Consider the following 9709-nt stretch of genomic DNA (forward strand, 5'->3'; position numbering starts at 1 on the left):
CGCTTCCTCCGGTCCGAGAACGACGACGGGGACCAGGATGTCACACTCCTCGGAAGCCGCGCCACGGGACGCACCTCGAATTCGTCGGTGGCTGGTCCGTGGGCACAGTAGCTGCTTCTGCGAGTGTCAGCCTGTTAACCCGCCACCCCCTCCGATGGTCGTCCTGTCATATCGGCCAGACAGGTCGGGGCCTGCCTCAACCGCCCCGGCACGGCAGCTTCAGCGCGACACGCAGTGAAATTAGAACATGGGTATGACGACTTCGAACCGCTGCCACTTCTCCGGGCTCTCAGCCTCGACACAGGCGACGCAGTTCGAACACTGGCCACACGACGGGCCGCTCCGCACTACAGACGGCGGCACCCGGCCCATATTCACACGCCCGCGACGGTCAGCCAGACTCCGAGGCTCGCGGCGGCTACCGCTCGGCTCAGCCTGCCATGGCCGGTGACCGCTACGGTTCCCGCACCTTCCCAGCAACCCGACGAGCAGCGTCTTCTGCCCCGCGCCGAACTTCACATTCCCATACTCTGACCACACGCCAACCAGCCTCGGTGAGTTCGTTGTCGACGCGCCGATCGCGGGCCCTGTTGGCGGCGATCTTCGCTTCCCACTTGTCGGCGTTGGGGCCCCTGAACCCTGAGGGTCCATGCTGCGGGCAGCCGTGCCAGAAACATCCGTCGACAAAAACCGCGACACGTGGACCAGCAAACACTAAGTCCGGTCGGCACCGGTTCGCCAGAGTTCGTCCCAGTCGATAGCGAAGACCGAGGGCATGCACGGCGCGGCGCAGCGCGATCTCGGGCGCGGTGTCCCGCGTACGCCGGCCCCTCAGGTGTGACCCCTCAGCGGTGGCCACCCAGCCACCCCCACTGCCCCTCCGTGGGGAATCAGGATCAGAGCGTGCCATCACTCGCCCTGATGCCACTGCATGCGTCCAAGGCTGCCGCCGACCTGCGCTTGTTCCTGCCTCAACCGATTCGGTGTACGCGCGACCCAGGTCTGACGATCGGTTTTCAGGGGAGGCAGTTCAAAAACCACAAAATCGTCCTTCTCGACACAAAATTACCGACTATTCGCGTTTCGGGCCTCACGACCGTCGCCTCTCAGATGCCCCGCGACCACCAGCTGCACTCAGCAGCATATTGACAAGGCCAGGGAAGCCCTTCCCTGCCTGGCCCGCGAACCCGGCCCTCATCCGTGCGCTGTCGCTTGGGCCGCCCGTGCTGGCTACCGCCCCAATGCGATGGGATCGACCACAGCCGCTCAGTAATTGAGCACCAGCAGCGCGGCCGGCGTGCCCCACACTTGCCACTGCTCGTGCTGCTCGCACTCGGCAGCTCACCGACAGCGGGTCGAGCGAGCTGCCGTGGTCGCAGGCGCAGGAGCGGCTGAGCGATCTCGCCGCGTAGGAATGACGGTCACGGGCGGGAGAACGTTCAGGCGGCGTCGGCGTTCGGGGCGAACCTGACGTCCAGCCTCATGTTCAGCGCCCGTGCGAGGCGCTCCAGGACCGGCAGGGTCGGCACCGTGCCGCCCGCCTCGAACCGGGCCACGGCAGACTGCGTCATGCCGGCAGACCTCGCCAACTGGCTCTGGCTCCACCCCATGTTCTCCCGCAGATGCCGCACCTCCTGCCCGAGCTCGAAGGCGATACGCGTCGCCTCGTACGCCTCGGCAGCTCCCGGCTCCGCCATCCGGCGATCACGCAGGTCGTTCCAATCGACGCGATCACTCATCGCCATAGCATCGATGCTATAGCCGCTACGGCCCGAGCCGGCTGCCGGATGTCGTCACACCGACGTGGCGACCTGCGAAACCGCCTGCTTGAGGCAGGCGTCGACGTCGGTCGCGTGATACACCCGCTCGCTGGCCTCGATGCCGTCGAGGAACATCGCGTACACGGCCGCCATCCGCAGCGCCGCGACCGGCCGCAGCAGCTCGACGGCCCGCTCCGGCGCGCACCCCGGCACGTCGGCCCGCCACCGCGCGCACCACTCGGACAGCACCGGAGCGGCGTCGTCGGCGGGCAGCCCTTCGGTCAGCCGCAGCACGTCGAACGCCGGGTGTCCCACGAACGCGTCACCCCAGTCGATGACGACGTTCCGCCCCTCGCAGGCGCGCACGTTGCCGGGGTGCAGGTCCCCGTGCACCAGCGTCTCCGGCAGCCCACATCCGCCCACCTCGTCGAGCCGCGCCGGCAGCCCCGCCAGCACAGACTCCACCGGCGAGGTGTCGTGGCCGGCGAGCCGGTCCCGGATCCAGCCGGCGAGTCGGGGGGCGCGCAGGTCCGGTACGCCGGCCGCCACCAGCTCCGCCACGTCGGCGACGGACCGCACCTGCACCGGGTGGAAGTCGGCCGCCATGGCCAGCCGTTCCTCAATGGGCGCACCGTAGCGGTCCTCGCCCGGCACGTGGTCGAGCAGCATCCGGCCGTCGCCGTCGTCGGCGAGCAGCGTGGAGGTCTTCCCGGGCGCGGCGCGGCCGAGCCAGCGCAGCACGACGGCCTCGTGCCGGAAGAACACCGGCACCTGCTTCAGCCAGGCCGTCCCGCCCGGCCCGTCGAGCCGCCAGACCGCCGACAGGTTCCAGGTGCGCTGCTGGATGACGGTCTCGACCGGCCGGCCGAGCCGCCGCAGCTCCCCCGTCGCCCACTCCAGGCTGCGCGCCGGTCCGCCCGGTTCGGCGTACGGGGCGCGCAGCGGGTCCGCCGACAGCTCCATCTTCGCCGGGGTGAGCGGCGTGGCGGGCGGCTCGTCGACCTGTCCGACGTACGTCACCGCGCCGCCGACGGTGCCGGTGTCGTCCCCGCCGAGCAGGCGCAGGACGGCGACCTCGACGCCGTACCGTCGGCGGGCCTCGGCCACGACGGGCGCGACCTCCTGCCACCACGGCGACGGCACGTCGAACGGCGGCAGGGCACCCAGCGGGGTGCCGGCGGCGTCGACCAGGGCGAGGGTAACGGTGCGGTGGGACACGCCGGCACGCTACCGGCGCTCGGCGAGCCCGTGCGACCGGTTAACACCCCACGTCGCGCCGGCCGCCGGGGCATGCCGTGGGCGAGCTGTTGGCCGGTACTTTCCGAACGTGTCCCGACGACGACGTGAGTTTGTGTGACCTGGACGGGTGCCGACCAGTCTCCACGTAGGTACGAGGATGTCTCGTGAAGGCGAGGTTGTGAGCGTGACCGATCACGCGTACCCGATCAGGACCGACATGTCGACGGTGGTGGACGCCGCGCGTCGGGGCGACCAGGCGGCGTTGGACGCGCTCGTCTCGCACTACCTGCCGCTCGTCTACAACATCGTCGGCCGGGCACTGAACCGGTCGGCGGACGTCGACGACGTCGTGCAGAACACGATGTTGAGCGTCGTGCGAGGGCTGGCGGGCGTGCGCGACCCGCGGGTCTTCCGGTCGTGGCTGGTGGCCGTCACCATGAACGAGGTCCGCGCCTCCCGTCAGCACCAGCGCGCCACGCCGGCGCCGCCGGAGGACATCGACAGTGTGATCGACCCGGGTTCCGACTTCGAGGACCTGACCCTGACCCGGCTCCGCCTGTCCGACCAGCGCCGCGAGGTCGCCCTGGCCACGCGCTGGCTGGACGACGACCACCGCCACCTGCTGTCCCTGTGGTGGCTGGTCGAGGCCGGTCACCTCTCCCGCGCCGACCTGGTCGACGCCCTGGGACTGGAGCCGCACCACGTGACCGTCCGCGTGGCCCGGATGAAGGCGCAGCTGGACACCGCTCGGTTGGTGGTGCGGGCCCTGGCCGCCCGGCCCGGCTGCGCGGGCCTGCTCGACACGGCCGCCGACTGGGACGGCCGGCCGGCGCCGGTGTGGCGTAAGCGGTTGGCGCGGCACATCCGGACCTGCGCGTACTGCCCGGACGCCACGTCGGACCTGGTCCCGGCCGAGCGGCTGCTGGCCGGCCTGGCGCTCACGCCGATCCCGGTCGCTCTCGCCTCCCACGTCACGCAGCGGATGCGTGCCGCCGCCGGCGCGTCGCGGGGTGCCGCGGCGGCGGGCGCGCACGCGAAGACCGCCGGGTTGCTGGGGCAGGCACTGTCCCTGCCCAAGGCCCTGGTCGGCGTCCTCGCGGCCGTCGCCGTGGTCGGCGGCGGAGGCTTCATCGTCTCCGGCTACTCCGCCGAGCCGAGCCGGCGGCCGGCGGGCGCGACGGGCGCGCAGTCGTCGACCGCGATCACCGTGCCCGCCGCCGAGCCGACCGGGCCCGTGCCCGCGTCGCCCTCCCCGACGGCGCTCGACAGGTCGCCGACCCCCTCACGATCGAGCCCCGCCGCCACGAAGTCGCCGACGCCGAGCAGGTCGCCGAGGACCAAGTCGCCGACGCCGACGAAGTCACCGACCCGGGCCGCCGCCACGTCCACCGGCGTGTCCGCGGCGGAGCAGCGGCTGCTGGTGCTGCTCAACGAGCGGCGCCGCGCGCTCGGGCTGCCCGAGGTGAGGCTGCGCACGACGGAGCATCGCGCCGCGGAGTCCTGCGTGAAGCGGAACCTGGACGCCGGCACCTTCGAGCACTGCGGCCACGAGGTCCTGTGGGCGTCCTCGGGCAACTCCTCACCCGAGCAGATGATCGAGGCGTGGTTCAACAGCCCTGGGCACAAGACCGCGCTGACCTACGCCAGCTCCCGCTACGCCGGCCCCGCCATCGTCTGGAACGGCACCCGCCAGATCGCCGCCATCAACATCGACTACTGAGGCTCTCGCAAGAGCGAGGCTGCCACAGCGCCGACGGCGCGACCGGCCCGACGCCAACCCGGCGCCGGGCCGGTCGGCTCAGTTCGCCGCCTCCGTCGTGCTCGGCACGGAATGACTCCCACATCCGCAGCGGGCGTCCGGACATACACCGTCTTGCATCGAGGCCATAGGCTCTCACCGACGGTGCCGGTCACCTCACCGGGAGACATCATGGTCCAGGGCGCAGCGGCGGACGACACACAGCCAGAGCAGCAGCCGGCGCACCCTCCGCAGGCGCCGGCGCCGGCGCCCCCGCCGCCGGCGCACGGTAGCCCAGCGACGGGTGCGGTGCCGGCTCAGCCCGGCCCACCGGCCATCCCGCCGCCCGCCCAGGTCGGCCCGCCGCCGGTTCCGCCACCCGCGCACACCGGCCCGCCGCCCGCCCAGGTCGGCCCGCCGCCGGGCCCGCCACCCGCGCACACCGGCCCGCCGCTGCCGCCGCCGTCCCCCGCCGCCGGGACGGCCGTGCCGCCGCAGTACCGGCCGGGGGTCGCGCCGGGGCAGCCGTGGGCGGGTGCGCCGCTGCGGGCGACCACGCCCCCGCCGTACCCGGGCTGTCCGCCTGCGCCACCGCGGCCGCGCCGCAACCACACCGCGCTCTTTCTCGGCCTCGGCGGCGGCGCCCTCGCGCTGTTGCTGGTCTGCGCCCTGCTCGGCGTCTTCCTGGTCCGCGCCGTCGGCGACGACCCCGACGCGCCGCCGCCCCTCGACCCGCACGTCGCACGGCAGGTCGCGGCGGCCGGCGACCTGGCCGCCGCGGCGGTGACGGTGGCGGGCGTGCCCGGCGCCCGCTACACCGGCTGGTTCACCGACGACGACGGCGACCGGGTCACCGTCGACGCGCGGGTCACCGCCGAGGGCTCGACGCTGGCGCAGCTCGGCGTGAACGGCCACCGTCTCCAGGCGCTGGACACCGGGGAACGCACCTTCGTCAGGGCCCCCGCCGCCTACTGGCGGAGCACGGGCGTACGGGCCGACGTCGTCACCGAGTACGGCCGGCAGTGGGTGCAGGTCACCGACGGCCACTTCGGCCTCGACCTCGGCGACTCGCTGGCCCCGTCGACCCTGGCCGACGTGCTGGCGGGCGAAGGCGTCACCGACCTGCCGGTGCCCGGTGCCACCACGACGATCGACGGCGTGCCGGTACAGGTCATCGACGCGGGTGGGCTGACGGTCCACGTGACCACCACCGAGCCACGGCAGGTCGTCCGGGTGGCGGCACGGGCGGGCAGCGGCCCGACGGTCACCGGCACCCGCAACGACGACGGGTCGGGCGGCGTACGGCTGATCGCCCGGGGCGCGCGGGCCGACGGCGAGTTCGAGTTCGGCTTCGCCCGCCTCACCCCGGAGGAGGTCGAGGAGTTCTTCCGCACCCTGGCCACGCGCGTGCAGGAGCTGCGCAACTCGGTCGACTCCCAGGTCAGGTTCACCCTCGACGGGGCGATCACCCTCGCACCGTGCACGGTCAACGGATGCCGCGCCAACGTGACGGTGTCGAACCGGGTGGTGTCGAGTTCGCCGTACCTGTCGGTCAACCGGCCGGTCAACGCGTCCATCACCACCTCGATGACGCTGGACGGCCGCCCGATCGCCACCTGCACCACCACGAAGAGCATGCGGCCCAACGGCAGCGTCACCACGTCCTGCTTCGCCCGCTACCGCATCCCCCCGTCGCGCAACCCCAGGGTCCACACGGTCCGCGCCCAGGCGTCGACGGTGGCCCGGGCGCTCGTCCAGGCCGACATCAAGGCGCTCGCCGACGACCTGGCCAAGGAACTCGCCCGCAACCGGCGGCATCGCGCCACGCCGACACCCACCCCGGCCGGCACCGCGCCGAACGCCCCGACCAGCACCGCGCCGAACGCCCCGACCGGCACCGCCCAGCCGCAGGCCACCCGCAGCGCGATGGTCTTCCCCACCGCGACGGCACCGAGCCTGACGCCGGCGCAGCAGCAGGCGAAGGCCCGGGTGGAGCAGCTCGCGAGGCAGGCCTGCCGGGAGGTCGCCCGGCAGCCGCACCACACGGCCGCCACCTGGGGCACGGCCGTACACAAGCGGTTCGCCGAACTCGTCGAGGCCGAGGGCGGCAACCTGCACAGCGAGGTCTCCTACCTGCGGGGACGCATCGCGCCGATGCGCTACAACCCGTACTTCGGGCGCATGGTCTGGCCCGCCGGCAGCGCACGCGCCGACGTCGTGGTGGGCGCCGACCCGCTGCGGCCCGAGTTCTTCCTCGACCTGAAGACCGGCGACGAGGGGCTCAAGCAGGACTGGTACGACAAGCTCCACCGCAACCTGCCGGCGCAGTACCGCAACCGTCAGCTACCGGTGTTCGAGGTACGGTGCTGACCGATGGACACTCGGGTGTGGATCGAGGCGCTGCGGCGCCACGTTGTCCCGGCGCTGGGCGAGCGGTGGGAGCTGGCCGGCGACTCGCTCGTCCGCGCGCCGGTCGGCTGGACGGCCGCGCGGGTCGTGCCGCAGCCGTCGGCGTACGGGTCGGCGTTCTTCCTGCACGCGCAGGTGCAGCTGCTGGCCGAGCCGGAACCGGAGAGCTACACGTGCGGCTTCCGGCTGGGCCGTTGGGAGGCGCCCGCCACGCCGGCCGGATACTCGTCGGTCGCCGCGCAGGTGGTCGACGCGGTCGTCGCCCGCGCCGTGCCGTTCTTCGACCGGTACGCCACCCTCGACGGCTACCTGTCGCACCTGCGGGAGCGGCTGGCCGAGCTCGACCCGGGGCAGGAATGGATCGACGTGCTGCTCGACGAGGAACTGGCGTACGCCAGTCTGCTGCTGGGCGACCTGCCGGCCGCCGAGGTGGCCGCCGGATACGCCGAGCGCGCCGCCGAGCAGAACCGTCGTGACCCGCAGCCCCTCGACTGGGTCGAGGAGGCCGCCCGGCGGGTGACCAGGGTGGTCGCGGTGGCGCGCCGCGACCCCGGCGAGGCGCGTGAGATCCTCGCCGGTCACGCCCGGGCCAACGCCCGCCAGCTGCGGCTGACCGGCCCGGCGACACCCGACCTGGGCCGGTAGCCACCGGCCGAACCGCCGGGTCCGGAGGCCGCTGGCTGCGGCCCGGCACGGCCGACTCTGGAGGTACGACGATGGAGCAGCGGATCAGCCTCGTCACGCTCGGCGTCGCCGACGTGGCCCGGGCCCGCGCCTTCTACGAGCGGCTCGGCTGGCGCGGCCAGGAGGTCGAGGAGACCGTCTTCTTCCAGGCCGGCGGCCTGGCGGTGGTGCTGTGGGGGCGCGACAGGCTGGCCGCCGACGCCGGCATGGTCGACGGGCACGGGTTCGGCGGGATGACGCTGGCGCAGAACGTCCGCTCCCGGGGCGAGGTCGACGAGGTGCTGGCGGTGGCGGTCGAGGCCGGGGCGACGCTGACGCAGCCGGCGCGGGAGACGTTCTACGGCGGCTACGCCGGCTGCTTCGCCGACCCCGACGGGCACGTCTGGGAGATCGCCTGGAACCCCGGCTTCCCCCTCGCCGACGACGGCACGCTCACCGTCCCGGACTTCGGTGCGAACTGAGGGAGCAGGCTGTGCCGCCGGGTCGGCGGCGGGTCAGGAGGCGGTCGCCCGGCGGGGGTACGCCTCGGCCTCCCGCGCCCACTGCTCCGCCGCCAGCGCGAGGGCGTCGGCGGAGACGGTGAGCGTCAGCGGGTACACCGCGCTGAGCGGCTGCCGCCGCATCCACGGGGGCAGCGACTCGTAGGAGAACTCGACGGTCAGCGCCAGCCGGCGGCGCCGCAGCACCCGGCTGCGGAAGGCCAGGTTCGGCTCGATGAAGCGCGCCACCGCCAGCGGCTCCGCCGGGTCGCCGGTCGTCTCGGCCTGCTGCCGCAGCCAGCCCGCCAGCGCGTACGCCTCCGACACCGTGAGGCAGGGCGTGAAGTGCGACCACGCCTGGCCGTCGGCGGTGCGGGCATCGGTCTCGATGAGCAGCCAGTCGTCCCAGTCCGCCGCCTCGTCCGGGTCGTCGGGCGGCTCGACCCCGGGCTGGTAGCCCACCGGCCGGATCCTCACCCGGGCGCCGTCGTCGGAGCGGATCTCCATGGTCCCATCATGGCCGAACCGCACGCCCGGGCGGGCGGATGTCGCGCAGGTCAGAGGCGTTCCCCGGGTCAGCGCACCGGGTCGTGGGTGCCGCACGGCACGTCGGGGCGGCAGCGGCGCAGCCGGGCGGCGGCCATCCGCCCACCGACGGCCAACCCGTGCCGTTCGACGGCGGCCAGCCCGTACGCGCTGCACGTCGGGGTGTAGCGGCACCGCCCCGGCCAGCGGTGCGACAGCCAGCGCCGGTAGCCGAGGATCGCGGCCCGCCCGGCCCGGTCCAGCAGCGGCGTACGCCCGGCGGGGTCCACCAACGACGCGAGCCCGGCGGCGGCCGACGCCCGGCGGGGCGCCACGAGGCGGGCGCAGAGTGCGCCGAGGGTGAGCAGGGTGGAGAAGAGGCCCAGGTCGCAGCAGGGCACGTCGCAGTCGAGCGAGCTGCACCCGTCGCAGTGGTCGCGCTTCTTCTTCTTGCGGTGCCGGTCGTGCTTGAGGTTGATCACGGGAACATGATGCGACGGCCGCGCCACCCCTGAACGCCGGGGCGACGCCGGGGCGGCGGACCGGGGGCCGACGCGGCCTGTTGCGGATGGCGGACGGCCTCGACGGCGACCGGGGCGACGGCTGGACCTGGGACCTACCGCCGGGGAAGGTCAGCCCCACACGGTGCGGCGCACTCCGTCGTGCTCGGCGCAGGCGTCGCGCCGCCCGCCGGTGAGGCTGACCGAGCCGTCGCGGCACTGCACGAGGTAGCCCCGACCGGCCCAGAACTCGGGCACGCAGTCGAACCAGTCGCAGATCTCGGCGGCCGGCCTGCGGACGCGGTCGCCGCCGCAGAAGTCGTACCCCATGGGGTTGGCGGGGGCGCCGCACCGCCGCTCGCGCACGGGCGTCGG

9 protein-coding genes and 2 pseudogenes are annotated in these 9709 nt (G+C 73.6%); 5 read left to right on the forward strand and 6 right to left on the reverse strand.

Annotated features, from left to right (window positions below):
* Window positions 1-454: 454 nt before the first annotated feature.
* A complete protein-coding gene (locus tag ACWENR_RS08330; RefSeq protein ID WP_452276348.1) occupies window positions 455-910 on the reverse strand; it encodes a very short patch repair endonuclease in 456 nt (151 codons plus the stop codon).
* Between the two features lie 341 nt (window positions 911-1251).
* On the opposite strand from ACWENR_RS08330, the pseudogene ACWENR_RS08335 reads away from it, so the two are divergent.
* Window positions 1252-1409 (forward strand): annotated as a pseudogene (locus ACWENR_RS08335) (phosphorothioated DNA-binding restriction endonuclease); the annotation flags it as partial.
* Window positions 1410-1439: 30 nt separating this feature from the next.
* Here ACWENR_RS08335 and ACWENR_RS08340 read toward each other — a convergent pair.
* Together ACWENR_RS08340 and ACWENR_RS08345 are read right to left on the reverse strand one after the other, a co-directional pair.
* Window positions 1440-1745: a helix-turn-helix domain-containing protein gene (locus tag ACWENR_RS08340; protein WP_452276349.1), complete on the reverse strand. Its 306-nt coding sequence runs from the start codon at window positions 1743-1745 to the stop codon at window positions 1440-1442.
* A 48-nt stretch (window positions 1746-1793) separates the two neighbouring features.
* Complete coding sequence (locus ACWENR_RS08345) at window positions 1794-2978, reverse strand: phosphotransferase family protein (RefSeq protein ID WP_452276350.1); 1185 nt, start codon at window positions 2976-2978, stop codon at window positions 1794-1796.
* 205 nt (window positions 2979-3183) lie between these two features.
* On the opposite strand from ACWENR_RS08345, the gene ACWENR_RS08350 reads away from it, so the two are divergent.
* From ACWENR_RS08350 to ACWENR_RS08365, 4 genes are all read left to right on the forward strand, one after another.
* A complete protein-coding gene (locus ACWENR_RS08350; RefSeq protein WP_452276351.1) occupies window positions 3184-4719 on the forward strand; it encodes a sigma-70 family RNA polymerase sigma factor in 1536 nt (511 codons plus the stop codon).
* 327 nt (window positions 4720-5046) lie between these two features.
* Window positions 5047-7107: a hypothetical protein gene (locus tag ACWENR_RS08355; protein ID WP_452276352.1), complete on the forward strand. Its 2061-nt coding sequence runs from the start codon at window positions 5047-5049 to the stop codon at window positions 7105-7107.
* A gap of 3 nt (window positions 7108-7110) precedes the next feature.
* On the forward strand, window positions 7111-7791 hold the full coding sequence (locus tag ACWENR_RS08360; protein WP_141721638.1) for a hypothetical protein: 681 nt from the start codon (window positions 7111-7113) through the stop codon (window positions 7789-7791).
* 71 nt (window positions 7792-7862) lie between these two features.
* The gene (locus tag ACWENR_RS08365; protein ID WP_452276353.1) at window positions 7863-8291 is read left to right on the forward strand and encodes a VOC family protein; all 429 of its coding nucleotides are present in this window, start codon (window positions 7863-7865) and stop codon (window positions 8289-8291) included.
* 33 nt (window positions 8292-8324) lie between these two features.
* On the opposite strand, the gene ACWENR_RS08370 is transcribed toward ACWENR_RS08365, so the two are convergent.
* The 3 genes and pseudogenes from ACWENR_RS08370 to ACWENR_RS08380 form a co-directional block, all read right to left on the reverse strand.
* Window positions 8325-8816 (reverse strand): WapI family immunity protein, encoded by a 492-nt coding sequence (locus tag ACWENR_RS08370; protein WP_091097298.1) that lies wholly within the window; start codon window positions 8814-8816, stop codon window positions 8325-8327.
* A 68-nt stretch (window positions 8817-8884) separates the two neighbouring features.
* The gene (gene yidD, locus ACWENR_RS08375) at window positions 8885-9316 is read right to left on the reverse strand and encodes a membrane protein insertion efficiency factor YidD (protein WP_452276354.1); all 432 of its coding nucleotides are present in this window, start codon (window positions 9314-9316) and stop codon (window positions 8885-8887) included.
* Between the two features lie 150 nt (window positions 9317-9466).
* Window positions 9467-9709 (reverse strand): annotated as a pseudogene (locus ACWENR_RS08380) (hypothetical protein); the annotation flags it as partial.

The organism is Micromonospora sp. NPDC004336, from assembly GCF_053602615.1.

What these genes read in the sequence shown, in the direction of transcription:
- ACWENR_RS08360 (WP_141721638.1), top strand. Translation starts at nt 7,111, where the DNA reads ATGGACACTCGGGTGTGGATCGAGGCGCTGCGGCGCCACGTTGTCCCG.
- ACWENR_RS08330 (WP_452276348.1), bottom strand. Translation starts at nt 910, where the DNA reads ATGGCACGCTCTGATCCTGATTCCCCACGGAGGGGCAGTGGGGGTGGC.
- ACWENR_RS08365 (WP_452276353.1), top strand. Translation starts at nt 7,863, where the DNA reads ATGGAGCAGCGGATCAGCCTCGTCACGCTCGGCGTCGCCGACGTGGCC.
- ACWENR_RS08370 (WP_091097298.1), bottom strand. Translation starts at nt 8,816, where the DNA reads ATGGAGATCCGCTCCGACGACGGCGCCCGGGTGAGGATCCGGCCGGTG.
- ACWENR_RS08340 (WP_452276349.1), bottom strand. Translation starts at nt 1,745, where the DNA reads ATGGCGATGAGTGATCGCGTCGATTGGAACGACCTGCGTGATCGCCGG.